Annotated in this window: 25 protein-coding genes, 5 tRNA genes and 1 pseudogene; 21 read left to right on the top strand and 10 right to left on the bottom strand. The window is 58.8% G+C overall.

Annotation, left to right across the window (positions count from 1 at the left end; genetic code table 11):
- Positions 1-189 precede the first annotated feature (189 nt).
- Both ACRX4W_RS01075 and ACRX4W_RS01070 read right to left on the bottom strand, forming a co-directional pair.
- Positions 190-966, bottom strand: coding sequence for a hypothetical protein (locus ACRX4W_RS01075; protein WP_432298927.1), 777 nt, complete (start codon positions 964-966; stop codon positions 190-192).
- A 2-nt stretch (positions 967-968) separates the two neighbouring features.
- A complete protein-coding gene (locus ACRX4W_RS01070) occupies positions 969-2,495 on the bottom strand; it encodes a hypothetical protein (protein WP_117773487.1) in 1,527 nt (508 codons plus the stop codon).
- A 156-nt stretch (positions 2,496-2,651) separates the two neighbouring features.
- On the opposite strand from ACRX4W_RS01070, the gene ACRX4W_RS01065 reads away from it, so the two are divergent.
- Positions 2,652-3,305 (top strand): DUF1648 domain-containing protein, encoded by a 654-nt coding sequence (locus ACRX4W_RS01065; protein WP_124785975.1) that lies wholly within the window; start codon positions 2,652-2,654, stop codon positions 3,303-3,305.
- Positions 3,306-3,799: 494 nt separating this feature from the next.
- Complete coding sequence (locus tag ACRX4W_RS01060) at positions 3,800-4,222, top strand: hypothetical protein (protein ID WP_117773485.1); 423 nt, start codon at positions 3,800-3,802, stop codon at positions 4,220-4,222.
- A 38-nt stretch (positions 4,223-4,260) separates the two neighbouring features.
- On the opposite strand, the gene ACRX4W_RS01055 is transcribed toward ACRX4W_RS01060, so the two are convergent.
- Positions 4,261-4,839: a manganese efflux pump MntP gene (locus ACRX4W_RS01055; RefSeq protein WP_117773484.1), complete on the bottom strand. Its 579-nt coding sequence runs from the start codon at positions 4,837-4,839 to the stop codon at positions 4,261-4,263.
- Between the two features lie 385 nt (positions 4,840-5,224).
- On the opposite strand from ACRX4W_RS01055, the gene disA reads away from it, so the two are divergent.
- The 19 genes and pseudogenes from disA (at position 5,225) to ACRX4W_RS00960 (ending at position 17,810) form a co-directional block, all read left to right on the top strand.
- Positions 5,225-6,265 (top strand): DNA integrity scanning diadenylate cyclase DisA, encoded by a 1,041-nt coding sequence (disA, locus tag ACRX4W_RS01050; RefSeq protein WP_369831362.1) that lies wholly within the window; start codon positions 5,225-5,227, stop codon positions 6,263-6,265.
- On the top strand, positions 6,265-6,993 hold the full coding sequence (ispD, locus tag ACRX4W_RS01045) for a 2-C-methyl-D-erythritol 4-phosphate cytidylyltransferase (RefSeq protein ID WP_432298926.1): 729 nt from the start codon (positions 6,265-6,267) through the stop codon (positions 6,991-6,993). The genes disA and ispD overlap by 1 nt, the downstream gene beginning before the upstream one ends.
- The gene (ispF, locus tag ACRX4W_RS01040; RefSeq protein ID WP_006234975.1) at positions 6,983-7,477 is read left to right on the top strand and encodes a 2-C-methyl-D-erythritol 2,4-cyclodiphosphate synthase; all 495 of its coding nucleotides are present in this window, start codon (positions 6,983-6,985) and stop codon (positions 7,475-7,477) included. The genes ispD and ispF overlap by 11 nt, the downstream gene beginning before the upstream one ends.
- 3 nt (positions 7,478-7,480) lie before the next feature.
- Complete coding sequence (gene cysS, locus ACRX4W_RS01035; protein WP_432298925.1) at positions 7,481-8,947, top strand: cysteine--tRNA ligase; 1,467 nt, start codon at positions 7,481-7,483, stop codon at positions 8,945-8,947.
- 186 nt (positions 8,948-9,133) lie between these two features.
- Complete coding sequence (rlmB, locus tag ACRX4W_RS01030; RefSeq protein ID WP_432298924.1) at positions 9,134-10,048, top strand: 23S rRNA (guanosine(2251)-2'-O)-methyltransferase RlmB; 915 nt, start codon at positions 9,134-9,136, stop codon at positions 10,046-10,048.
- Between the two features lie 3 nt (positions 10,049-10,051).
- Entirely contained in the window at positions 10,052-10,729 is a 678-nt protein-coding gene (locus ACRX4W_RS01025; protein WP_432298923.1) for an NYN domain-containing protein, read from the top strand.
- Positions 10,730-10,952: 223 nt separating this feature from the next.
- Positions 10,953-11,027, top strand: a tRNA-Thr gene (locus ACRX4W_RS01020).
- A gap of 794 nt (positions 11,028-11,821) precedes the next feature.
- Positions 11,822-11,903, top strand: a tRNA-Tyr gene (locus ACRX4W_RS01015).
- A 10-nt stretch (positions 11,904-11,913) separates the two neighbouring features.
- Positions 11,914-11,989, top strand: a tRNA-Thr gene (locus ACRX4W_RS01010).
- 3 nt (positions 11,990-11,992) lie between these two features.
- Positions 11,993-12,069, top strand: a tRNA-Met gene (locus tag ACRX4W_RS01005).
- A gap of 96 nt (positions 12,070-12,165) precedes the next feature.
- Positions 12,166-13,356 (top strand): elongation factor Tu, encoded by a 1,191-nt coding sequence (tuf, locus tag ACRX4W_RS01000; protein ID WP_089572520.1) that lies wholly within the window; start codon positions 12,166-12,168, stop codon positions 13,354-13,356.
- A 279-nt stretch (positions 13,357-13,635) separates the two neighbouring features.
- Positions 13,636-13,785: a 50S ribosomal protein L33 gene (gene rpmG / locus ACRX4W_RS00995; RefSeq protein ID WP_022093895.1), complete on the top strand. Its 150-nt coding sequence runs from the start codon at positions 13,636-13,638 to the stop codon at positions 13,783-13,785.
- Between the two features lie 13 nt (positions 13,786-13,798).
- Positions 13,799-13,874: transfer RNA gene (locus tag ACRX4W_RS00990), tRNA-Trp, on the top strand.
- Between the two features lie 76 nt (positions 13,875-13,950).
- Entirely contained in the window at positions 13,951-14,289 is a 339-nt protein-coding gene (secE, locus tag ACRX4W_RS00985) for a preprotein translocase subunit SecE (protein ID WP_117855823.1), read from the top strand.
- A 3-nt stretch (positions 14,290-14,292) separates the two neighbouring features.
- A complete protein-coding gene (nusG, locus tag ACRX4W_RS00980) occupies positions 14,293-14,829 on the top strand; it encodes a transcription termination/antitermination protein NusG (protein WP_006234984.1) in 537 nt (178 codons plus the stop codon).
- Positions 14,830-14,949: 120 nt separating this feature from the next.
- Positions 14,950-15,378, top strand: coding sequence for a 50S ribosomal protein L11 (gene rplK / locus ACRX4W_RS00975; protein ID WP_022093893.1), 429 nt, complete (start codon positions 14,950-14,952; stop codon positions 15,376-15,378).
- Between the two features lie 117 nt (positions 15,379-15,495).
- Complete coding sequence (gene rplA / locus ACRX4W_RS00970; protein ID WP_022093892.1) at positions 15,496-16,203, top strand: 50S ribosomal protein L1; 708 nt, start codon at positions 15,496-15,498, stop codon at positions 16,201-16,203.
- 313 nt (positions 16,204-16,516) lie between these two features.
- Positions 16,517-17,236 (top strand): annotated as a pseudogene (locus tag ACRX4W_RS00965) (beta/alpha barrel domain-containing protein).
- Complete coding sequence (locus tag ACRX4W_RS00960) at positions 17,160-17,810, top strand: isocitrate/isopropylmalate family dehydrogenase (RefSeq protein ID WP_233502585.1); 651 nt, start codon at positions 17,160-17,162, stop codon at positions 17,808-17,810. The pseudogene ACRX4W_RS00965 and the gene ACRX4W_RS00960 overlap by 77 nt, the downstream one beginning before the upstream one ends.
- Before the next feature lie 351 nt (positions 17,811-18,161).
- Here the strand turns inward: ACRX4W_RS00960 and ACRX4W_RS00955 are convergent, their stop codons facing one another.
- The 7 genes from ACRX4W_RS00955 to ACRX4W_RS00925 form a co-directional block, all read right to left on the bottom strand.
- On the bottom strand, positions 18,162-19,292 hold the full coding sequence (locus tag ACRX4W_RS00955) for a DUF4179 domain-containing protein (protein WP_432298922.1): 1,131 nt from the start codon (positions 19,290-19,292) through the stop codon (positions 18,162-18,164).
- Positions 19,234-19,833 carry an RNA polymerase sigma factor gene (locus tag ACRX4W_RS00950; RefSeq protein WP_432298921.1) on the bottom strand — a complete coding sequence of 200 codons (600 nt, stop codon included), beginning with the start codon at positions 19,831-19,833 and terminating at the stop codon, positions 19,234-19,236. The genes ACRX4W_RS00955 and ACRX4W_RS00950 overlap by 59 nt, the downstream gene beginning before the upstream one ends.
- A gap of 232 nt (positions 19,834-20,065) precedes the next feature.
- Entirely contained in the window at positions 20,066-20,776 is a 711-nt protein-coding gene (locus ACRX4W_RS00945; RefSeq protein WP_117639531.1) for a metallophosphoesterase family protein, read from the bottom strand.
- Complete coding sequence (locus ACRX4W_RS00940; RefSeq protein WP_432298920.1) at positions 20,773-22,695, bottom strand: BMP family ABC transporter substrate-binding protein; 1,923 nt, start codon at positions 22,693-22,695, stop codon at positions 20,773-20,775. The genes ACRX4W_RS00945 and ACRX4W_RS00940 overlap by 4 nt, the downstream gene beginning before the upstream one ends.
- 94 nt (positions 22,696-22,789) lie before the next feature.
- On the bottom strand, positions 22,790-23,557 hold the full coding sequence (locus ACRX4W_RS00935; RefSeq protein WP_432298919.1) for a mechanosensitive ion channel family protein: 768 nt from the start codon (positions 23,555-23,557) through the stop codon (positions 22,790-22,792).
- Positions 23,558-23,887: 330 nt separating this feature from the next.
- Entirely contained in the window at positions 23,888-24,682 is a 795-nt protein-coding gene (locus tag ACRX4W_RS00930; protein WP_022093887.1) for an ABC transporter ATP-binding protein, read from the bottom strand.
- Positions 24,675-25,598, bottom strand: a complete 924-nt coding sequence (locus tag ACRX4W_RS00925) for an ABC transporter permease (RefSeq protein ID WP_432298918.1) — start codon at positions 25,596-25,598, stop codon at positions 24,675-24,677. Before ACRX4W_RS00925 ends, ACRX4W_RS00930 begins: the two co-directional genes overlap by 8 nt.
- Positions 25,599-25,640 lie beyond the last annotated feature (42 nt).

Raw genomic sequence — 25,640 nt, 5'->3', positions numbered from 1 at the left:
GAGGCGCGTCGGGAGGCTCGGCGTTACAGAGACGGCAAGGCCGGACGGGGATTACCTCTTCGCGATGGAGGGGAACCCCCGGCGCTGGAGGGCGACGGGGAAGAGCCATGCGATCAAAACGGGGAGCAGCGACTGCCGAAAGTTGATCGTCTCGCACAAGCGCCAGCACGACATTCGGGCTTTCGGATCCTAGGGAGCGGATGGCCGGGGCGGAGATTCCGGTTCAGAGTCAGAGAAGAAGAGGTGAAGGCTTGAGCCCCGGTGGAGGGAATTAGTGCCTTCCCGGGCGTAGCGCCATGTCTCCTCCACGGTATCGCCCGGAACCTTTACGTCCCCGCTTCGGAGCAGATTGATGAAACCCTCGGGGTCGTTCCGGTATTTCTTGCCGAAGGCTGCGGAAAGCTGCCTCTTCTCGTCATCGCTGAATTCGCGTACGGAGCCGTAGAGCGCATGCTCGAGGTTGCGGGACATGAAGTAGACTCTGTAGGGGACTGCGTGTTTTCTGTGCTTGAGCTCGCGCGTGCCCGCGAGCTCAAGCAGCGCGGCAGACTTTCTCTCGTTTCTGTCTACCACCCTAGCGGTGTCCCGGGCGGTGATAGAGTCGCGGCCATAGACGAATCCATCGCAGTCCCCCTCGACGATGCACTCGTTCGGTATGAAGGCGCCGTCCAGGTCGACGATGTGGATGATCCGGTCGAGGTCGGTCCATTCGTACTCGTGCCGCGACGCGATGCGGTCGACGACGAACTGGCGCACGGTGTCGCGCACCCTGTCCTTGACGGCGAAGGAGGCCTCCCGTGAGAAGGGTCGCACCGTGGTAACGTCGCAGTGGAAGGCGAGCGCCCTCGCCTCGGGCGGTGCACCGTTTGCGGCGAAGTTGAGCGCGGCCTGCATGGGCTCGAGGAGCGCGTTTTCATCGCTCGGCCCCTCCACGAGAATCAGGACGACCCGCTTCTCCCTTGCCATGGTCACTCGCCTCCCATGGAGGACAGAAGGGAGTCGAAGTCGAGGGCCTGGGGGCTTCCAGCCTCAAGGAGGGCGGAGCCTATCGCGGAGGTTCTGGTCGGCTCGTACAGCTGTTCCTTCTGCCCCCCGAGGTTGATGGCTCTCAGGTATTGGTTCCTGAGGTTGTTCGAGGGTGCCATGCCCCGGAACCCGATGTAGCGGTTGTTGGGGTTGGAGGTCGAGAAGACGAGGCATCCGACCGGGAGACATTCAAGCGCTCGCAGGTTGTGAGCGGTGAAGATGAGCTGGCCCTTGCCCTGCTCGGTCACGACTTCGAGGAGCTCGCCGAGCAGGAACTCGAACACTCCGGAGTCGATCTCGTCAACGACGAGACAGGCGCTGTCGTCATTGAAGACGTTTATCAGCCAGCCGAGCATCGATGCGATCTTCTTGATTCCTTCCGATTCTGTTCTGAAGGGGACGCGTACCCCCTGCCGGCATGATAGGAGCTCGACGCGCTCGCCCGGTGTGCCGTCTTCCATCGTTTCGCCGTGGAGGGTGTTCACTTGGATGCTGAGTCCCGGAACGATTGCCCCAAGCGCGCAGTTGATGGTCTCGACGGTCTTGCGGACCGAGTCGCAGACTTCTGAGGGGAGGACCGTTGTCTGATCGATAGGGAGTGACACGTCGCGGATGACAGGGGCCTTTCCGGCCTCCTCGGGTGACCATCCGCCTGTGCTGCTGCCCGGGGAGGCGAGGAGGAAGATGTTGAACGCCAGCGCCGCGCTTCGGCGCGTGTCACAGACCCTCATCTTATCGTCGGCGAACCTGTTCAGGAGCGTCGTGGAGTCCATGAGTGGAACCAATACGCTCTCGTACGCCGTCCTCGCCGCCTCGGATAGGGAGTTATTTCCGAGGCGCTCGAGATAGGACTTTCTCGCGGCGACCGCGAAGGCGACCATGGCGTTCGAGAACAGCTTCGAGGAGCCCTGCAGGTCGGGGGAGCGCCGTGCGACGGTGAGGTCGAGGTCGGCCTCCCTTCCGGCGAGATTTCTGAGTGCCCGCCACCTGTTGACGGGCTTCAGGTTCTGGCTGTCCTCGGTATCGGCCGCATCGTAGGCGGCGAGCCTTCTCTTGACGAGCCCCTCGGCGCGGACGGAGAGGTCCTCGGAGAGGAGGCGCGGTCTGTCGTCGAGCCTGTCGAAGGAGAACGAGTAGCAAACTGTGAAGGGCTTCCCGGCCGCTACGGTGCCGCCGAGCCCGCCTACGAAGCCGAGCGAGGAAGGGGAACCCTCCGTCACCTCGACCTCGATGCTGATTTTGGCGCACTCGGCAGAGGGGCCGATCAGATCGACGCTTTCACGGTCGAGCGGAAAGCCGCACATCAAATCCTGGACTCGCGCGAGGGATTCGACGACGGCGGTCTTGCCCGATCCGTTCTGACCGTATATTCCCATCACGCTGGAACCGAAGGGGCTGTCCTTGAAGCCGATCGTGCCGTTAGCAACGTTTTTCACATTTGAGAGCTCTATGGAGCGAATACGGATCATGGTGCCCTCCTTGAACACAATTTATATTACTATATATCGAATAATCGATATAAAATCAAGATAACAATTATTAAGAATGGAAATGAGATCAACCAATAATTAAAACAAATTTGCATTTAAGCTATTATTTTTACTTGATTTAAGACGGAGTGGAATGTGAGCGCACAAGGAGATGCGGAATCGATGAGAGCCTCGAAAAAAATTACTGCAGTGTTATCATCTTTCATCCTCTCTATTCTTCCATTTCTGATTCTATGGGCGGCTTGGTCAGCCCTCCCTGATACAATTCCCGCTCATTGGAGTGGGGGTGTGGTTGATCGATGGGGTAATAAGCTTGAATTGCTGGTTGTTCCGCTGTTTTCTCTGATTGGTTCTATTGCAATTTCTGTGTACCTTATTGTTTCCACGCGGCGAAGAGAGTTCGCGGATTTCTCTGTTCGAATGCGACGGGACTTTCTTGCGTGCTATATTTCTAGCCTTCTTTTATCGACAACCTGCTCAGTGATAATTGCCGTTTGGGTTCAGTTGATTCTTACGCAAAACACTGCGGTTGATGGGGGGCTTGGACTATCGATCCTGTATTCCCTTCCCGGGCTATATGTGATCTTGTGCGCTTTGCCGCCTTTTTATGCGAGCGGCGAGAGCAAAAAGGCAGAGCGCCTGATAACAGTTCTTATTGGCGGCGCGGAGATTGTTCTTTGTGGAATAGTGTTTGAAGGTTCGGCTGCCTCTTATGCGATGATTGGACTGATGATTCTGTTCTGTGCGTTTGAGATTGTGTCACAGGTAAGGGATAACCGGTCCTTATGAGTTGAATTACGCGCGTGCGGATATAAAGGTTGGCATGTTAAGCTGGTCGTTTTCTCGTTCTGGGACATTTGCAGTAGGATGAGTGGGACTAGGCGCGCTGCGGTGTGATGGTTGAGACTTGTATCGCTGCAATTCCGCTGATGCACATTTTGCTATTGGGCTTGAAGGTGGGACCGACAGGCCTTTGTTTGGGATGTTCTGGTCGTCCAACGCGTGTTGCACGGCTTTATATTGTTACGCTCGTTCGGCGCTCCGTTGGAGCATTTCCGGGTTTGTCGGCATCATGACTTGACCAAGTGACACGCTTGCCGGGACGGTTGTAACGCCGCGCCGGTTCCGTGTGCTCCTTCGTTGTTGGCCTGTCCAGCCGGGGGCGGATTCGGCCTCATGTTGTGGCGCACGGCCTTCAGGGGCTTCCCCTGGCGAGCTATGTTCGTCCGTATGGGTAAGGGTCGGTTTGAGCTGACAATCCCGTGCCGGAAGAGGCTTGCACCATGCGTACGATGATAGAGATTGAGTGGCTGGACGGCCGTATGACGAAGGTGCCGGAGCTCGTCCTGGGCGATGCGTTCGGCGAGAGCGTCCAGGCGGAGCTCGATTTCGGGTTCGATGACGTGTCGGAGGGCCTTTGGGTCGAGGTGCGCCATCACGAGCCGGATGAGGGCTCGGGCGGCGACCCGCGCGGGAGGGGCTGCGCGCTGTACGCGGACTGCCGGTGCAGCCTGGTCGAACCGTCGGACCTCGAGCGCGTCTTCTGCATCCTTTACGAGGGGCAGCCGAGGGTCTGCCGCGTCGCGGGGGAGCTAGGGGTCCCCGTGTCGGCGGTGAACGCGGCCGCTGCGTGGGAATCCGGGATGGGGGCGGGTTTCGAAACGCCTGCGGAGGGGAGAACCCCGTTGGGCGGGGACTATTCGTGATGCTACTGGCGTTGAGTTTTGAGCGATTGCGTTTGGCGTTACAGCGCCAAAATCCCCAGATGCTCAAGCAAGATCTTAAGCCCGATGAGGATGAGCACGATGCCGCCCACGATGGTGGCAGGTTTTTCGTAGCGCGCGCCAAAGGTGTGGCCGATCGCTACGCCGGCGATGGAGAAGATAAACGTTGTGACGCCGATAAGCGATACAGCGGGAACGATGTCAACCGAGAGCGCCGCAAATGAGATGCCTACGGCTAGGGCGTCGATTGAGGTGGCGATGGCGAGGATCAGGTACTCGCCCAGGTCAATCTTTTCGGCATCCTTGCCGTCGCCTTCATTCTCGTCCTCGGTAAAGGCTTCCCACAGCATTTTGCCGCCGATAAAGGCCAAAAGGATAAAGGCGATCCAATGGTCGATGGGTCCGATGATGCCCATGAATTGACTGCCAAGCGCCCATCCGATTACGGGCATGCCGGCCTGAAAGCCGCCAAAGAACAGGCCGAGCACCGCGGCGACTTTAAGGTCGATCTTCTTCATGCCAAGGCCCTTGCAGATGGATACGGCAAAGGCGTCCATCGAAAGGCCAACGGCGAGCAGCACGAGCTCTGCGAGTCCCATAGTCTGACTCCCTCTCTGCGGGCGGGCCCGCGTGTACCTCTTGGGGGAGTAACAAAAAAGACCCGTGGCGTACGCGTTGCGCGCACAGCCACGAGTCTCGTTCATTAAGGCAAGCCAGGCCGCATCGGCCAGTGTGTTGACTTACCGCGCCACCGGAGGCGAACCCGGTCACGCGACTACTCCCTCATTCATGTGAATCCCGATGCTACCACATAAGCAGCTCATTTGGGTTGGGGCTCTTTTGACTACCCCAGCGGTGTTCGCTCATTCTGTAAGCATCGGATTTCGCAAGCGCTGCGGGGGCAAACCGTGAGAAACTATTTAGCGTTTATGGAGCGTATACGATGGGAGCGATGCCTTGGATAAGAACGAGCTGCAAAAGCGTATGGAACAGGCTATTCGCCTGACTGCCCCCGGCCAGCCGATCCGCACCGCCCTCGACATGATCATTGCTGGTCACCTGGGCGCTCTTATTTGCGTCGGCGACACCGAAAACGTACTCGCTGCCGGTAACGACGGCTTCCCGCTCAACATTTCGTTTACCTCGAACCGCCTGTTCGAGCTTTCCAAGATGGACGGTGCCATCGTCATCGATGGCGACCTCACCCAGATCCTGCGCGCCAACTTCCACCTCAATCCCGATCCCTCGCTCGCCACGAGTGAAACGGGCATGCGTCACCGTACTGCCGCTCGCATGTCGGTGCTCACCGACGCCATCGTGATCTCGGTTTCGGCCCGTCGTGCCGTCGTCAACGTGTACGTTCACGGCAAGAGCTACGAGATCCAGCCCGTCACCACCATCATGAGCTCGGTCAACCAGCTCGTCGCCACGCTCCAGACTACCCGTCAGTCGCTCGATCGCTCCCTGCTGCGCCTGACAGCCCTCGAGCTCGACGACTACGTTACGCTCGCCGACATTACCGGTATTTTCTCGAGCTTCGAGATCATGCAGCAGGCAAAGACCGAGCTTAAGGATTGCATCGTCAAGTTGGGCAACCAGGGCAAGCTCGTGCAGATGCAGCTCGAGCAGCTCGCGGGCTCCAGCATGGATACCGAGTATGACCTGATGATCCGCGACTACGCAAGTGATTCTTCCGAGGCTAATGCCGAGAAGATTCGCGCCAACCTAAGCCGTATGACACCTAAGGACCTGTCCGACCCACAGCATGTGGCGGCGGTTCTGGGTTACGACGACCTGGACGAGGACTCCGTCATGACGCCACTGGGCCTGCGCACGCTTTCGCGCGTGTCCGTCGTGCGCGACGGCGTGGCCGAGAAGATCGTCGACGAGTACGGCTCGTTGCAGGAGCTCATGGACGACATCAGCGAGGATCCGGAGCGCCTGGGCGACTTTGGCGTCAACAACCCTGCCATTCTTGCGGACTCGCTGTACCGCATGAAGGGCACCAAACAGGGGAACGCATAATGGCGCCCGTATGCGCCGTGGTCGTTGCCGGCGGCAGCGGCCAGCGCTTTGGAAATCCCGGCGGCAAGCAGCTCGTTAACGTGGCGGGCCGTCCGCTCATGAGCTGGTCTATCCGCGCGTTCGATCGTAGCGACAAGGTCGGCCACATCGTGGTGGTGTGCCCTGCCGAGCGCCGTGCCGAGATGCGCCGCCTGGCCATCGACCCGTTTGACTATGACACGCCCATCAGTTTTGCCGATGCCGGCGATACCCGTCAGGATTCCACCCGTGCCGGCGTGCATGCGGTACCGACGGGTTTCGAATATGTCGCCATCCACGACGGCGCCCGTCCGCTTATCACGACCGAGGCCATCGATCATGCGATTGACGTGCTTGTGGGTGACCGCTCGCTCGACGGTGTCGTGTGCGGTCAGCCCGCGATCGATACGCTCAAGATCGTCGACGGCGACAATATCGTCGAGACGCCGCCGCGCGAGCTCTATTGGGCCGCGCAGACGCCGCAGATCTTTAGCGTCGATGCTATGAAGCGCGCCCACGCTGCAGCCATTGCCGAGGGCTTTATCGGTACCGACGATTCATCGCTGGTCGAGCGCATGGGCGGGCGCGTCCGCTGTGTCCAGAGCCCGCGCGATAACCTTAAGGTGACGGTGCCCGAGGACCTGCGTCCCGTAACCGCGATTCTGCTTGGCCGCATGGCCGAGGGAGAGGACCTTCCCCATGTTCAGTAACCTGCGCATTGGCCACGGCTACGACGTCCACCGTTTGGTGGAGGGGCGTCGATGTATCATCGGCGGGGTCGACATTCCCTACGAGCGCGGCCTGCTGGGCCACTCGGATGCCGATGTGCTTGCGCACGCCTTGGCCGACGCCATTCTGGGCGCCTGCCGCGGGGGAGACATCGGCAAGCTATTCCCCGACACCGATCCCGCCTACGAGGGTGCCGATTCGATGGTGCTGCTCGCTCGCGTGATGGACTATGCGCGCGAGTTGGGCTTTGAGTTTGTCGATGCCGATTGCACCATTGCCTGTCAGCAGCCCAAGATCACTCCGCACCGCGATGCCATGCGCGCCAACCTTGCCCATGCCCTGGGTGTCGACGTCGAAAACGTGGGCGTCGCCGCCACCACGACCGAAAAGCTCGGTTGGGAAGGCCAGGGCGAGGGAATTGGCGCCTGGGCCGTCTGCCTGCTACAGAAAACCGTTAAGGAGTAACGAATGCGTATCTACAACAGCGCTACCCATAAAAAGGAAGAGTTCCAGCCCATCGAGTCCGGCAAGGTCCGCATGTACGTGTGCGGCCCCACGGTCTACGACAACATACACATCGGCAATGCCCGCACGTTCATCAGTTTTGACGTGATTCGTCGCTGGCTCATCGCGAGCGGCTACGAGGTCACGTTCGCCCAGAACCTCACCGATGTCGACGACAAGATCATCAAGCGCGCCAACGAGCAGGGCCGTACGGCTGCCGAGGTCGCGACGGAGTTCTCGGATAAGTTCATCGGCGTCATGCGCGCCGCCAACGTGCTCGATCCCGATGTGCGCCCCCGCGCCACCAAGGAGATCGGCCCCATGATCGCCATGATCAAGACGCTCATCGAGCAGGGCCACGCTTACGCCGCCGATAACGGCGACGTGTACTTTGCCGTGCGCAGCGATCCCAACTATGGCCAGGTCTCGGGCCGCAACATCGATGACCTTATGGTTGGTGCACGTATCGAGGAGAACGAGGACAAGAACGACCCGCTCGACTTTGCCCTGTGGAAGGCCGCAAAGCCCGGCGAGCCCAGCTGGCCGAGCCCCTGGGGCGAGGGCCGTCCCGGTTGGCACACCGAGTGCGCCGCCATGGCGCACCGCTACCTGGGCACCCCAATTGACATTCATGGCGGCGGCTCCGACCTTGCCTTCCCGCATCACGAGAACGAGTGCGCCCAGGCTACCTGCGCTTGGCACCAGGGCTTTTCCAACACCTGGATGCACACGGGCATGCTGCTGGTTGACGGCGAGAAGATGTCCAAGTCGCTCGGAAACTTCTTTACGCTGGCCGAGGTCCTCGAGCAGCACTCCGCTGCCGCCCTGCGCCTGCTGATGCTGCAGACGAGCTATCGCTCGCCGCTCGACTTTTCTTGGGAGCGCCTGGAGGGTGCCGAAAACTCGCTCACGCGTATCGCCGGTACGGTCGAGAACCTGCGTTGGGCCGCGAACCACGCGACGGCCGATGCCGATGAGGCAGCATCCGAGGCGTTTGCCGCCAAGGCCGCCGAGACCCGTGCCACCTTTAAGGAGTGCATGGACGACGACTTTAACACCGCCGGTGCCATGGGTGCCGTCTTTGGCTTTGTGACCGAGTGCAACCAGTACCTGGAGCAGGCGGGCGACGCTGCCGACAAGGCCGCCGCGCTTGCCGCCGCCGATACGCTGGTCGAGCTGCTCGATACGTTTGGCGTTGAGCTCCCCGAGCCAAAGGTCGAGTTGCCGCTGGGCCTGCTGGGCGTAGCCGCCGGCCTGGTTGCCTACACGGGCGACGACGTGGACGAGGCCGCTGCCAAGATTCTCGAGGCCCGCGCCGAGGCCCGCGCTGCCAAGAACTGGGATCTGGCCGACGCCATCCGCGATCAGCTCAAGGACCTGGGCCTGACGATTGAAGATACCGCCGCCGGCACCCGTATCAAATCTCTCTAATCCCCTCGGGTTTCCCAAGCACCCGACCTTGCCGTTCAAACCGTCGCTCGCGTACTCAAGTACGCGTCGCTCCTCTTTCACGGCAATCTCGGGCACTTGGAAAACCCGTACCGACCGCTTGAGCTATTCGTCTTAAGCGGTCGCTTCTTTTGTCCTGTTTGAAAATTTTTTAAAGGAGGCCGTTTTATGGCCGACAATCGCAAGCGTGCGCCTCGTGGCGGCAAGCAGACTGCTTCTGGCTCGCGTCCGATTCGCCGCAACGACCGCGCTGCCGCTCCCGAGGGCCAGCGCGATCGCGCCCAGGCCGCACGTCCGCAACGCGATCGTAACCGCGACGCTGTCCAGGTTCCCAAGGGCGAGTTTATCGAAGGTCGTCGTGCTGCCGCCGAGGCACTGCGTACCGGCTTTCCCGTCAAGTGCGCGCTCATCGCCGAGGGCGGGGAGCGCGATGCCGCCTTGTCGCGCCTGGTCGACGACCTCAACGCCGCGGACGTCCGCATTAAGTATGTGCCGCGCACGCAGCTCGATGCGCTGTCGAGCCATGGCGCTCACCAGGGCATTGCGCTCGAGGTGGGCAATTTCCCCTATGCTGATGTCGCCGATATCCTCGATCGCGCGGGTGACGGACCGGCGCTCGTCGTCGTGCTCGACCATGTGACCGACGATGGCAACTTTGGTGCGATCGTGCGCTCCGCCGAGGTCGTGGGCGCGGCGGGCGTCATCATTGCAAACAAGCGCGCCGCCGGTGTGACCGTGGGCAGCTACAAAACCTCTGCTGGTGCCGTCATGCACCTGCCCATCGCGCAAGTTCCCAATATCGCCCGAGCGCTTGACGACCTCAAGGCCGCCGGCTTTTGGGTGGGCGGTGCTTCCGAGCACGCCGAGGGCAGCTGCTGGGATGCTCCCTTCGAGGGCCGCGTTGCGCTCGTCATGGGCTCCGAGGGCGACGGCATCTCGCGCCTGGTGCTCGAGAAATGCGACTTTTTGACCAAGCTTCCCCAGCGCGGCATGACCGAGAGTCTCAATGTGGCCCAGGCGACCACCGCGCTGTGCTTTGAGTGGCTGCGCCGCAATGCCGGCGAGCTCATGGGGGAGGAGTAGCGCATGTCCAAGAAGAACCGCGCCAAGTCCAAGGCCAAGCGCTTTGGCGAAGGCTCGGCCAAGCCGATTGTTTCGGCCGCGACCTATGGCGTGGGCGGCAATGCGTTTGCGCAGGCCATCGCCGACCCGGTCTCGACGGTGCACCCCAATAAGCCCGAGCTGCTGGTGGTCGACGGCTACAACGTGATCCACTGCACGCCGCGCTACGAAAAGCTCGTCTACGACCATTCCGATGATCCGTATTCCAGCGACGTTCACGATATGGCGCGCACGGCACTCATCAACGATGTTGCCGCGTTTGCCCAGGGCCGCTACGAGGCCGTAATCGTGTTTGACGGCGCGGGCAATATCTCCAGCGAGCGTCCCAACCTGCCGGCCCGCGGCGTGCGCATCGAGTTTTCGCCGACGGGCGTATCGGCCGACACCGTGGTGCAGAAGCTCTGCATCGAGGCGCGCGAGGAAGGCCGCGCGTGCTCCGTGGTGTCGAGCGACGGCACGATCCAGGCCGTCGTCATGGGTAAGGGCGTTACGCGCATCTCGAGCCGCATGCTGGTGGACGAGATCAAGCAGATAGATAACGATGTTCACGAGGCAGAGGAAGCTCCGCAGATCAAGATGACCCTGGGCAGCCGCCTGAGCCCCGATGCCCTGGCCAAGCTCAAGGCCCTGCGCGGGAGGTAGGGGATTATCCATAGAGACCCGTTTCCCAATTGGCCGGCCCGTTGATTTGTAATCAACGGACTGTGGGTTGCCGTCGCCAAAACGAATAGTTTTTGGTTTTGGCGAACGGATAAAACTATTCGTTCTGACGAATAGTTTTGAGATATGGTCGGTCGAAGGGTCTGTTGCGCCTCGTCCGCAATTCCTTTATTCTTAACTGGCTTCGCGCGAAAGCGCCAAGTGTGCCAGTGTGGCGCAACGGTAGCGCAACTGATTTGTAATCAGTGGGTTGCAGGTTCGATTCCTGTCACTGGCTCCATGAGAGTTTCGGGCCCTGTCCCCCTGAGGGACAGGGCCCGTTTCTATTTATGTCGATAAGTCAGCGTGTTTGGCGCCAACCAAGCTTCAGGTTTGACTCGATCTGTAACACGAGTGGGCTGAAGACCCTCCTTATAGTTACAGATCGAGACATTGCCAAGGGACGGCCGATAACATCTCGATCTGTAACACGAAGAGGCTGAAAGCCGTTCTTGCTGTTATAGATTTAGATAAACAGACAAGCCGCCAGGGAAACATCTCGATCTGTAACAGATAGAGGAGGAATAACCCTCTTACTGTTACAGATCGAGACAGAAGCCAGGGTGAGGTTGGTCATCGTCATCGAGCGAGGATTTTCGGACACACGAGAGTGGAAAATCTCCCGCCTGGAGAATGAGCGTGGATAATCTGCCACTTTGGCCTCAGAAACACGCCAAAAGTGGGAGATTATCCACGCTCGATGTCAAACGGGAGAAAATCCACGCTCGATTGTGCCGGTGAAGCCCGATCACGACCTATGTAATAAGCGCAAGGGATCCGTTATCGAGGGTCGAGACTGCAGACATACTCCATTACGCCAAAGTGTTCCCTTGGGAAATGACGCCGGCATTGCCAAATTCATCACTCCACATAATCAAACTCAACAAAACCGCAGGTCAAAGGTATATAGATACGCCCGGAACCGTGTATCTAGAGGTTTTCGTTGACAGCCCCCAAGGTTGCATCGTATTATCTTTTTCGTTCGCGGGGGCGGCGGTCCAAAAGACCAAAGAACCTGCGGATACTTGAACGATTGGGAGTTTGCCCGAGTGGTTAATGGGGACGGGCTGTAAACCCGTTGGCTCTGCCTACATAGGTTCGAATCCTATAGCTCCCACCCGTCAAGTGCCTGTATAGCTCAGTCGGTAGAGCACTTCGTTGGTAACGAAGAGGTCACCAGTTCAAGTCTGGTTGCAGGCTCCATCCGGCGGTGTAGCTCAGTTGGTTAGAGCACACGGTTCATACCCGTGGCGTCACTGGTTCGAATCCAGTCACCGCTACCATAGGTAACACGGTGGCTTCTCAATAGTATGTTGAGAGGCCACTATGGTATAAAGGCAAAGTCCCGTCCGGGGACGACCTGTTAAGAGGAGGGCTTTATGGCCAAAGAGAAGTTTGAGCGCACTAAGCCGCATGTTAACATCGGCACCATTGGTCACGTCGACCACGGCAAGACCACGCTGACCGCTGCCATCACCAAGGTTCTCTCCGAGACCGAGGGCTGCAAGGCTGACTTCACTGCGTTCGAGAACATCGACAAGGCTCCCGAGGAGCGCGAGCGCGGCATTACGATCTCCGTCTCCCACGTCGAGTACGAGACCGCTTCCCGTCACTACGCTCACGTTGACTGCCCGGGCCACGCTGACTACGTCAAGAACATGATCTCCGGCGCTGCTCAGATGGACGGCGCTATCCTGGTCATCGCTGCTACCGACGGCCCCATGGCTCAGACTCGCGAGCACATCCTGCTCGCCCGTCAGGTCGGCGTTCCCTACATCGTCGTCTTCCTGAACAAGTGCGACATGGTCGACGATGACGAGCTTATCGACCTCGTCGAGATGGAGACCCGTGAGCTCCTCTCCGAGTACGATTTCCCCGGCGACGACATCCCCGTCATCCGTGGTTCCGCTCTGGGCGCTCTCGAGGGCGACGCCAAGTGGATGGACGCTATCCGCGAGCTCATGAACGCCGTCGACGAGTACATCCCGACGCCTGCTCGTAACAACGACCTTCCGTTCCTGATGGCCGTTGAGGACGTTATGACCATCTCCGGCCGTGGTACCGTTGCTACCGGCCGTGTCGAGCGCGGTGAGCTCAAGCTCAACGAGCCCGTCGAGATCGTCGGCATCAAGGATACCCAGAACACCGTCGTTACCGGTATCGAGATGTTCCGTAAGTCCATGGACTTCTGCGAGGCTGGCGACAACGTCGGTCTGCTGCTCCGCGGCATCAAGCGCGAGGACATCGAGCGCGGCCAGGTTCTCTGCAAGCCCGGTTCGGTTACCCCGCACACCAAGTTCACCGGTGAGATCTACGTTCTGACCAAGGAGGAGGGCGGCCGTCATACCCCGTTCTTCGATGGTTATCGTCCTCAGTTCTACTTCCGTACCACCGACGTTACCGGTACGGTCAAGCTCCCCGAGGGCACCGAGATGGCTATGCCTGGTGACCACATCACCATCGAGGGCGACCTCATCCACCCGATCGCCATGGAGGAGGGCCTGCGCTTCGCTATCCGCGAGGGTGGCCACACCGTCGGTTCGGGCATCGTCTCCACGATCATTGAGTAAATTAGCTCTTTGATATAGCTGACTTAGAGAACCCGGCACTTATTTGGGTGCCGGGTTCTTTTCTGCAATGGATATTGAGCCGTTGCTGGTGTCGAGAGGATCGATAATGGTCCTGGATGCACCGTCGATTAGATCTCGATGGCTTCATTGATGTGTTCCAAATATGAATGGATCCACCGAGAACCAATTGACTCGAGGTTTTCATTGACAGCACTTACGTGGAGCTGATAAAGTAACAACTCGTGCCCGTACGGGGCGGAAATGAAAGGTTCAGGATACATGCGTACTCTAGTTACTCTTGCGTGCACTGAGTGCAAGCGCCGCAACTATACGACCACCAAGAACAAGTCGACCATGCCTGATCGTATGGAGATCAAGAAGTATTGCCCCTGGTGCCGTCACCACACGCTGCACAAAGAGACTCGCTAGTCTCTAGTCATATACGCCAGTAGTTCAATTGGTAGAGCATCGGTCTCCAAAACCGAGTGTTGAGGGTTCGAGTCCTTCCTGGCGTGCCAGTCATTATTCCGTAAGCTCCCACTTGGGGGCTTACGGTTTACTCATGTATAAGCGCATTGCGCGGAGGTAACCCAAATGGCCAACAAGAAGAACAAGAAGAAGGCACAGCAGCAGGCGCCTGCCAACAACGCTGCCGCCAACTCCAAGGTTGAGGCCAAGAAGGCCGTTGCCAAGAAGAGCGAGAAGGCTGCGAAGTCTAAGAAGAACGAGAAGCCTGGTTTCTTCGCCCGCACCAAGAAGTATTTCGCTTCGGTCAAGTCCGAGATGAAGCGTGTCACGTGGCCTGATAAGAAGGAGCTCGTGAACTACTCGGTCGTCGTTTGCGCTTCTCTGGTCGTCGTCGGCGTCGTCATCGCTCTGCTCGATGCTGGCTTTGGCGAGGCTCTTGCTCTGTTCTCTGGATTGAGGGGCTAAACCATGTCTAAGCGTTGGTACGTCGTTCACACTTACTCCGGATACGAGAACCGCGTAAAGTCCGATCTCGAGCATCGTATCGAGACCATGGGCATGCAGGACCGTATCTTTGATATCGAGATTCCTATGGAGCGTGTCACCGAGATCAAAGAGGGTGGCAAGCGCGAGACCAAGGATTCCAAGATCTTTCCGGGTTATGTCCTGGTTCGCATGGAGATGGATGACGATGCGTGGACGTGTGTTCGCAACACGCCCGGCGTCACCGGTTTCCTAGGCGGCAACGGCAAGCCCGCTCCGCTTTCCCGCGACGAGTACAACAAGATGACTCGTCGTCCCGGTAAGGGCGATTCGCCCAAGCGCACCTCGGTTGATATTCAGGTCGGCACGTCCGTCCGCGTCACCGATGGCCCGCTTACCGACTTTGATGGCAAGGTCTCCGAGGTTAACACCGAGGCTGGCAAGCTCAAGGTCACGCTGATGATCTTTGGCCGCGAGACGCCGGTCGAGCTCGACTTTAACCAGGTCGCTGTCATCGCTTAAGTTTTCGTCCGTTCGCGCGAGCGTGCTTCTTCTGTGACTGCTCATCTCAGGAGTGCTTCTAACACGTGCGTGCTTACGATATAGCAAGTACTTCACACTCGTGATTCGAAAGGAATGACCATGGCTGAGAAGAAGGTTGCCAACGTCATTAAGCTCCAGATTCCTGCTGGTGCAGCTAACCCCGCTCCTCCCGTCGGCCCCGCTCTGGGCGCTGCTGGCGTGAACATCATGCAGTTCTGCCAGGCCTTTAACGCCGAGACGCAGGACAAGAAGGGCGACATCATCCCCGTTGAGATCTCTGTCTACGAGGATAAGTCCTTCTCCTTCATCACCAAGACCCCGCCGGCGGCTCACCTCATCAAGAAGGAGCTGAACCTCAAGTCTGGTTCCGCTAAGCCCCAGGCCGACAAGGTTGGTCAGCTCTCCCAGGAGCAGCTCACCAAGATCGCCGAGATCAAGATGCCGGACCTCAATGCCAACGACATTGACGCCGCCAAGAAGATCATCGCCGGTACCGCCCGTTCCATGGGCGTCACCATCGCTGAGTAGCGATTTCTTATGGTAACGACGGGTGCTCCGACCTGGGCGCCCGTTAAATGTGTGCAATAGGGCACACGATACGATGTGGGAGGGCTCACGCCCGTTTAACCACAGGAGGTAATGCACATGGCTAAGCATGGTAAGAGCTATAACGCCGCTGCCGAGAAGATCGATCGCGCCACGCTCTACACCCCCCTTCAGGCTGCCAAGCTCATTAAGGAGCTCGACACCGCCAAGTTCGACGAGACCGTCGAGGCCCACTTCCGTCTGGGCATCGATACTCGTAAGGCTGACCAGAACATCCGTGGTTCCATCTCCCTGCCCCACGGCACCGGCAAGACCGTTCGTGTTGCCGTCTTCGCCGAGGGCGAGAAGGCCCGCGAGGCTGAGGCTGCCGGCGCCGACATCATCGGTTCCGACGAGCTTGTCGCCCAGATTCAGAAGGGCGAGATCAACTTCGACGCCGCTATCGCTACGCCGAACATGATGGCCAAGGTTGGCCGCATCGGTAAGATCCTTGGTCCCCGTGGCCTCATGCCGAACCCCAAGCTCGGCACCGTGACCATGGACGTCGCCAAGATGGTCTCCGAGCTCAAGGCCGGCCGCGTTGAGTATCGCGCCGACCGTTACGGCATCTGCCACGTGCCCCTGGGCAAGAAGTCCTTCTCTGAGCAGCAGCTCGTCGAGAACTACGCTGCCCTGTACACCGAGATCCTGCGCGTCAAGCCCTCTTCTGCTAAGGGCAAGTACGTCAAGTCCATCTCCGTGTCTTCCACCATGGGCCCTGGCGTCAAGGTCGATCCCGCTGTCCAGCGCGACTTCCTGGCTGAGTAACTGCTAGTTTACTGCCTGAGCAAAGCAAGCATTGCTAAAGAAACCCGGTTCTGCCTCGCGCGCGACCGGGTTTCTTGCTTTTGAGTCAACGAAACCACCACGAAGGGGACAGGCACCCTTGTGGTGGTTTTACTTGTGTTGTACTTTAGCGCGATGTAGTACTACCCGAGGCCGAAGGGAGCCCAACATGTTTAAGAACACGCAACAGCTCCTAGGCCTAGCGCTACTAGATTGGATAGCGCGCTAGGGTTGTAATCTCGCTATAACGATTTGTTGTACCCGGGTGCGCTATCGTCTGCCGCTTTCAGGCGTGATGAGCGACACGGGTATTTTTCTATCTCTAGGCCTTCTCTCTCTCCTGAAAGCCATCTGTCATAAAACGGTCAATCAGGAGGAACATATAAGCCGCAAAATCACAATCTTTGACGCCACCCTGTGCGACGGTGAGCAGTCGCCGGGCGCCAGCATGAATACCGAGGAAAAGCTCTTCATCGCCCGCCAGCTGGTGCGCATGAACGTGGACGTTATCGAGGCGGGCTTTCCCATCTCGAGTCCTGGTGACTTTCGCTCCGTACAGGAGATTGGCAAGATTGCGGGCGACCGATGCACGGTATGCGGCCTGACGCGCGCTGTCGACAGGGATATCGAAGTGGCTGCAGAGGCGCTCAAAACGGCCCAGAGGCCCCGTATCCATACAGGGCTGGGTGTGAGCACCAGTCACCTGCGCGACAAGCTCCATATGACTGAGGAAAGGGCAATTGAGTGAGCGATCCATGCCGTCAAACATGCTCGCAAGTTCGTTGACGATGTTGAGTTTTATGCCGAGGATGCCGGCCGCTCCGATCAGGAGTTTCTGGTGCGCATTATCGAGGCGGCCGTAAAGGCCGGTGCCACGGTCGTGAACATCCCCGATACGATGGGCTACAACATGCCGTGGGACTTTGGCGCCCGCATCCGTGACCTGCGCGGGCGCTGCGGGTGCGGCCGGTCAGCGTGCGGTCGACGTGATGGAGTATCGCGAGTACGAGATTGAGCGCATTGCGCGCCAGGCATTTGAGGCGGCGCGCAAACGTCGCGGCAAGGTGACGAGCGTTGATAAGCGCAACGTGCTGGAGACGAGCCGCATGTGGCGCGAGATCGTGCATCGCGTGCAAGACGAGGAGTACTCCGACGTGGAGCTTGAGGACCTGCTCGTCGACAACGCCGCCATGCAGCTCATCAGTCGACCGGCAGACTTTGACGTCGTGGTGACGGAGAACATGTTCGGCGACATCCTGTCCGATGAGGCGGCTCAGATTACCGGATCGCTCGGTATGCTTGCCTCTGCCTCGCTGGATGATGGCGTATCGCTGTTTGGGCCGAGCGCTGGCAGCGCTCCTGACATCGCGGGGCTCGGCGTGGCCAATCCGCTGGCTCAAATCTTGTCGGTGGCGATGCTGCTGACCTACGCGCTCGACATGGGCGAGCAAGCCGCGTGGATCGAGAGCGCCGTGGCGCGCGTGCTCGACGAGGGCTGGCGCACCCGTGACATCGCCGATGTCAACACCCCGGCAGATAAGATCCTCGGCACCACGACGATGGGCGACAAGGTCGTCGCCGCGCTGTAGGCGATGCCGATTCAAGCTGTCAAATATCTCAATCTGTAACATCTAAGGGGCAAAATCGTTCCTACCTGTTACAGATTGAGATTTTCGGCTGAGCATCCGTGGTCTGTCTCGATCTGTAACAGCTAACCGATTATTTGGGCCCTACCTGTTACAGATTGAGACAAACCGTTGGGACAGGTCGGACGAGTCAGCAAAACCACCACAAAGGTGCCGGTCCCCTTCGTGGTGGTTTTTAGCGCAACGAGGTGTTCCCAGCCGACCATACGGGCGGCCTTGCGCTCACGCTGCTCGATGACAGCGCATCTTTAGACGCGAAGTGCGGAACCGGGTGCATATACGAGCCGCGTAGCGTTACGAATTCATGGGAATGACCGTATCGCCAATTTGTACGCTTGCAATCTTGTCTGTGTCACAAACTTGCGAGAACGGCCAGGTCTTGTGGACATCAGTGGTGCCGTTATCCAGTTTATTTGCGAAATAGCCGCTGTGGCTGGTTGCGTCCTCAACATGACCGTCTTTGAACGTCACGATGAGGGGTATGTTGCCAACGGCATCCATAGACTCCTCCATGTTTTGAGACATCTTGCCGCTGTTGTTGTCGTGTTCGATGGAACGATCTATGTTGTAGCGGACTGAAACGCCAACGCAGGATACGGTGGCCTCTTGAATCGTCGCCTTGGTGCCGTTAAAGTTGACCGATTTGGGCGCGGGAATCGTAACGGATGTATCTTCGTAATTCAGCTGGAACTTAAGATCCCATGGGCCCGTAAGTATTTTCTTATACTCGGGAAGCTCTTTGCCAGCACGTGGCACAACGAGAGAGTTGATATGCGTGCGGACGGTCCTGCCCATAAGGCCGGGTGATTCAACGCTGAACTGTGCAAAGTATTGAATGCTGGAGTCATTGGGGTTCTTGTCAATGAGCCATGATTGGCCTTGGCCGCCATGCTCGCCATCAACGTATACGTTTCCATCGACACTTCCGGCGATAGTTCCGTTCTCGCCCGGCTCGGAAAGCTTTTTCAGGGCAGCGGGATCGTCGAACGTAAGCGTATAGGCGATGGTAACCATATCCTTGTCGCCCATGATGGCGTCGGCGGTCACGGTGACTCCGTTGTTGGAGCAGCTAGCACCGACGGGCCGGCCAATACGGTCGATGATCTCGGTTTGAGAAGCAGGTCCGTCAAAGATGTCGGAAAGCATGTCAGAAGGAAGCGGCAGGACGCCTGTTGCCATAGCCGTGCCAGCGCCTCCAATGACGATAGCGAGGACTGCCGTTACAGCGGCAATGCGAGCGACTGTTCTTACGGGATGGCGGGCGATGCGCGGCTTGCGTCGCGTGCCATTAAAGTTGCTTTGAGCGGTCGCCGCATCGCTTGAGGCGACGGACTGAGCAATCGAGTTTGCCATGTGCTGCTTCGCATTATCGGTAAACGAAATGTGCTCCAGGGCGTGGCGATAGCCATTCGAATTCGTAGTCATTGTGGTCTCCTTTCAAGGAAAGCCGAAGTGACGCACGTCCGCGGCTAAGGTGCTGGGCGGTTGCAGCTGGCGTCGCGTGAACGGCGTCTGCGATTTCCCTGATGCTCATGCCTGCGTAGTAGTGCAAAAAGATGGCGATGCGCTGTGCTTGAGGCAGGGCCGTGACAGCGGAAAGAATGGCGCAGTCGCGTTGCGCGAATTCTTGCTCGGTATGTGTTACGGGTGCGCAGAAATCGGGGAGCGAATCGAGGTCGACAACCGGGTGATTCGCGTGCGTACGGCCGATATCGCGACATGCGTTCAGTGCGACTCGGATCACCCAAGCACGTTCGTGTTCGAGCGAGTCGAACGGTTGAGTGCGTTGGAGAATCTTGATCAGCGTGTCCTGGCAGATGTCTTGAGCGTCGTCAGCGGATCCAAGGGCCGAATAGCACAATCGAAGGATGAGGTCGGAATACGTGTCGACCAAGCGCTTTGCTTCCCGCTCGATCTGATCGGCATCGCATCGGAGCGTGCTATTGCGGTTACGGCGTGCAGGCATAGTGTCACCTCCAATTGGTCGTGGTGGATATAGGGAAGGCGTCTCGCGAGGTCCCTCTACATACAACACGGTCGAGACTGCATAAGTTGACAAAAAAAGACGGCACGTGAGCGCCGTCCTTACAAAACAATGAGTGTTCTCGTTAATTACACAAGCACCGTGATGGACAGGTCGGACGAGTCAGCAAAACCACCATAAAGGCGCCTATCCCCTTCGTGGTGGTTGTTGGCAGTTACCAGGGGGTTCTGGCGGTTGAAGACTCGATTGCTTCGTGGCGTTTGAGCTCGCGGCGCATGGTTTGCGAGTTGAGCCAAGCGGCCTTCCAACCGCGCGTGGGGTAGCGCGCCTCGTCAATTTCGATCTTGGTATAGCCGCAGGCGTTGACAATCTTCGTTCCGCATGGGTGTTGGCGCTCGCGTTGAAAGTTGGGGCCGTAGCTTTGGTGCACATGCCCGTGAATCATATAGTCGGGACCCCAAGACTCAAGAGCCGCATTAAAGCACTCGAATCCTCGATGCGGCAGGTCGTCCAGGTCGCCCATGCCTGCGACGGGTGCATGGGTAAGTAGAATATCGCATCCGTCTACCAGTGCGATTTTTCGCGATAGCTTGCGCATGCGTTTTGCCATCTCGCGCTCGGTATACATGTTCGCGCCGTCGCGGTAGCGCATGGAACCGCCCAGACCCGCAATGCGAATACCTCGGTACACATATACGCTGTCCTCAACACAAATGCACCCGCCCGGTGCATGGCGCGCGTAGCGGTCGTCGTGGTTGCCACGAACGTACACAAGCGGTTTGTTGATGACAGTGACCAAAAACTCAAGATAGTCCGGATCCAGGTCGCCTGCGGATAGAATCAGGTCAACGTCCTCAAAGCGCTCCTTGCGAAAACATTCCCACAGGCAGCGCTCCTCTACATCGGCAATGGCTAGGATATTCATAGGGCACGGACCTCCGGCTCGTTATCGAGCTGCGGAATCGAGCCTATAACGTTGTCAGCCAGCCAGTTCATCTCGACAATCTGCGTACTCGGCAGGGGAGGGAAGCCCTCAATCTGAACCACGCCGTCCTGGCTGTGGAGCTCGCCGCCAAATGGGTTGATGGAGCCCTCGACAATGCCGTTGCGAAGCAGCTGCACAAGTTTACGCGTCTGATAGGGTAGGCCCGGAGCGTAGCGAATATCGATGACGCCGGAGCTCATACCGTACCAGTAGTTGACGGCGCGCACCTGCTGGTCATCGGCGGTCTCGTCCCATGTGCCGTGCAGTAGGCTGCGTACGATGAGTTCGTAGTAACGGCCCCAGTTCCATACCGGCATAGCAATACCGGTAACTTCCTTGCCGTTTACCAGACGGTGAAGCCCGTAGGCGGTGGGGTCCTCGAGAGACTTGGACATATCGGCGCCGGTCATGACGCTCACGCCCTCGCGACACATGGCTTCGGCAAGACCGCCGGCGGGAACATCTCCCCAACTGAGGATAATCTGCGCACGAGGGTCGAGCAGCGAGGCACCGATAGCGAAGGCGTTGATTTCGCTCAGCGCGCCCGAGGCGAAGACCGACGCATGGTAGCCAATACGGTGGTTGTCGGCCATGCTGGCGGCAAGGGCGCCCAGTAGGAACTTGGCCTCGTACATCTTTCCAAAGTACGAGCGGACGCTTTGGTGGGGAAGGCCGATTGAGCAGTTAAGGAACCGCACCTGGGGATACTCGACTGACGCCCTGAGCGTGTATTCCATGAGCCGGTGTGAGGTCGAGAAGATGACGTTCGCCCCGTGCTTTACGGCTGTCTCGACGGCGGCGTAGAACACGTCCGAATCGTGGCAGTCCTCGAACGCCTCGGTGCGCACGATGCCGCCAAAGTGCTCATCAAGATACCGGCGGCCCTGGTCGTGTAGGCTGTCCCAGCTCGACGTGGCACAGGGAAACTCGTGGATAAAGGCGATTCGCATGGGATTGGCAGTGGAGTAGACGGTCTTGCTCATAAAGAAGTTGAGCACGCCCGAGGTAGCTTTTGTCGGTGCGCCCTCTTTCTCGTTGGGCTGCGGCGCTTCGACAAGATCGACTTTGTCCTCGTCGCTTTTGCCGGCAATGACAAGCTCGCGCCAAATCTTGCACAGACGGTTGACGACGATATCCGTCGGCGTATCCAGCAGACGGTCCTGGTTGTAGACGTTGAGGTAGACGAGCATGGCATCGGCAGGCGTAATGTCCAAGTGGTCGCCGCCCGCGCGAAGATAGGCGCGCTTAAAGAGCAGGAAGGTGTGACGTAGGTAGTCGACCTTCTTTTGAGGCCATTTTTCGACAAGATCTTGGCCGAGCATTTTGGCAAGCATCTCGTAGCTGCCCTCGCGCGAAAACTCAATCTCGTACAGGGGGCATACGTACCAAAAGGCGCAAAACTCACCGTACAGGCGGCTCTCGACGGAATCCCACTTACCGGGGTACAGACGCGTCACCTTGGCCGAAACCGTCGGAGCGTCAAGGAATTTGAGGACGCTGACACGCTTGTTGCCCTCTTGGACGTAAAAGCGGTGCATGAACTCGGTGACGATGATGGGGTCGCGGTAGCCCTCGGAGATTTGGATATCGTAGAGGTTGGACCATTTGCGGGCGAATTCGGTATTCCAGGGGAGCAGCGGCATAAAGTTACACGAAAAGGCGGACTGGCGACCTTTGGTAACCGTGCCGACGACCATTTCGAGCGGAATGTCCCGCAGGCCGATGTTCTCGCGCTGCCCGCAGGGAAGCTGGGCGACCAAGCTGTCGAGGTCCGTAAGATATGGATGCTCGCTTTGGCTGATGGCGCGACGGCGTCCCTGCTCGCCGCGCTTGCGTGCTTGACGATAGGCCTCTTCCATGGTGTCTACTCCCTTAGTCGTTTAAACAACGATATGAACCATGGTACCACGATGCGAAACCACCACAAAGGTGCCTGTCCCCTTTGCGGTGGTTTTAGGCGATGATGGGGGCGATGGCGCGGATGCAGGCGTCGGCTGCCGTGAAAGTGGTGCTGTCGTCGCTGACGATAAAGATGATTTTGCCCTTGACGCCAAAGTCGCCGATCTCGCTAAAGAGCACGTAGGGCTCCTTGTCAAAGCCCGAGATGGGAAGCACCGCGGCCTTGGTGGCGTCGGTGAGCTCATCTGCCAACGCGTCCAGTGAAGCCCACTTGGACGTGTCCTTGACCGCGACGGGGACGGCCACGCGCCCAAAGGGCATGAGGTGCACGAGTGTGTTCTTGGAGATGTTGGAGTTGGGGACGATGATGGTCTGCCCGCAGGCGTCCTCGATGGTCGTATGGCGCCAGGTGATGTCTTGGACCACGCCCGATACGCCACCGACCTCGATATTGTCGCCGGGCTTGATGATGCCCATAAACGTTACCTGCATGCCGCCGATAAGATTTGACAGCGTGTCCTGAAAGCCGAGCGAGATGGCGATGCCGCCGACGCCAAGAGCGGCAACGAGGGCGTTTGCGTTAATGCCAAAGCAGTTGTCGAGGATAAAGCTGCCGCCGATCATCCAGATAACGGCGCGCGCGATGTTGATGAAGATGCTCGATGCCGGAAGCGGATTGTCGTCTCGGTTAAGCAGATGGTGCAGGGTCTTGGATGCGACCTTGGCGGCGACGGCGGTGCCTATTGCCAAGATGCCGGCCCAGATGATGTTGTGGACCCATCGCTGCGCAAAGAAATGGAGAATCGGCTCAAACAATTCCATGTAGGGAAAACCTCCTATGATCGTTCAACCATGATACCCACCAAAAGCCCGTCCGATCACATCGGACGGGCCGATAACTTGGGATGGGGGGCGGTGGCGTAAGCTGGGGCGCCGGCGGGCGCACCGGCGAGGAGAGCGGCGGTCAAGGCAAGACGGGGAAGGAGTCTTCTCATGGCAGTTTCCTTAGCTCTTAACCAGTGATCCCTGCTGACGCTGGATTATCGACATAATATGCGAAAACCGCCGCAAGGGCGTCTGTCCCTTTGCGGCGGTTTTGACGTTTGCGCAGGTAAAACCTACCAAAATAAACCAGTCTCTTTTTGGCAGGTTTTAGCTCAGCAGCATGCGGTCGTTGGCGAGCTCGCCGCCCGAGACCTCCTCGAACTTCTGCAGCAGGTCGGCTACGGTGAGCGACTTCTTCTCGTCGCCGGCCACGTCGTAGATCACATGGCCCTCGTGCATCATGATCAGACGGTTGCCCAGACGGATAGCGTCATTCATGTTGTGCGTAACCATGAGCGTGGTCAGATGGTTTTCGTCGACAATCTCCTCGGTCAGGTTGAGCACCTTAGAGGCCGTCTTGGGGTCGAGGGCCGCCGTGTGCTCGTCGAGCAGCAGCAGGCGCGGCTTGGTGAGCGTGGCCATCAGCAGAGTGAGTGCCTGGCGCTGGCCGCCCGAGAGCAGGCCGACCTTGGCGTTGAGGCGCGTGTCCAGACCGAGGTCCAGGCGCTTGAGCAGCTCAACGTACTCGTCCTTCTCGGCCTTGGTGACGCCCCACGAAAGACCGCGACGCTGGCCGCGGCGCTTGGCGAGGGCCAGGTTTTCGGCAATTTGCATGTCGGCTGCGGTGCCGCGCATGGGGTCCTGGAACACACGGCCCAGGTACTTGGCGCGCTGCGACTCGCTCAGACGCGAGATGTCGGTGCCGTCGAGCTCGATGACACCCGAATCGAGCGGATACACGCCGGCGATCATATTGAGCAGCGTGGACTTGCCGGCGCCGTTGCCGCCGATCACGGTTACAAAGTCGCCATCATTGAGGGTAAGGTCGACGCCGGTAAGCGCGCGCTTCTCGGTGACGGTGCCCTTGTTAAAGGTCTTCTTGACGTGCGAGAGCTTAAGCATCTGCCTCATCTCCCCTCGTATAGGAGCTGCGGAGCTTGTAGCGCTCCCAAACCACGGGCACGCACAGGGCCACGGCGACGATCACGGCGGAGAGCAGCTTCATGTCGTTGGCGTCCATGCCCAACTGCAGCACGATGGCGCGGATGAGGAAGTACACCACGGAGCCAAAGACGGCGGAGGCAAGACGGACGCTAAACTGCGTGAGACCGCCGGGCAGCAGGCGGCCGAGCACCTCGCCGATAACAATAGCGGCAAGACCGATAACGATGGCGCCGGTACCCATGCCAATGTCGGCATACTTTTGGCTCTGGCAGATAAGCGCGCCAGAGAGGCCGATGAGGGCGTTGGAGAGCACGAGGGCGATCATCTTGGTGGTGTTGGTGTTAACGCCCAGGGCGCGGATCATGTACTCGTTGTTGCCGGTGGCACGCAGCGCCGAGCCGATCTCGGTGCCAAAGAACCAGTACAGGATGGCGACGATGGCCACGGCCAGCACAATGCCTAGGATAATGGCAACAGTGGACTGCGGCAGGCCCGTCATGTTGCTGACGGATGAGAAGATAGTGCCCCTGGCAAGGATGGGCGTGTTGGACTTGCCCATGATGCGCAGGTTGATGGACCACAGACTGATCTGCGTAAGGATTCCGGCGAGGATTGCGGGAATCTCAAAGACGGTGGTCAAGATGCCCGTGACGGCGCCCGCGATGGCGCCCGCGCACATGCCGGCCAGCACGGCGAGCAAGGGGTCGACGTTATTGTTGACGATGAGCACGGCGCAGACACAGCCGCCGAGGGCAAAGCTGCCGTCGCAGGTCATATCGGGGATGTCGAGCAGGCGGAACGTGATAAACACGCCAAGCACCATAATGCCCCAGAGGACGCCCTGCGAAACGGCGCCCTGCAATGCAATGAGCATGCTTCATACCTCCTAGGATAGGGTGGACACGTGATTTTCCAT

Origin of the sequence: Collinsella aerofaciens (genome assembly GCF_964283865.1) — a bacterium.
Taxonomy (GTDB): domain Bacteria; phylum Actinomycetota; class Coriobacteriia; order Coriobacteriales; family Coriobacteriaceae; genus Collinsella.
Note: the sequence above shows the minus strand (reverse complement) of the source record. Positions and strands in the feature narration are given on the sequence as shown.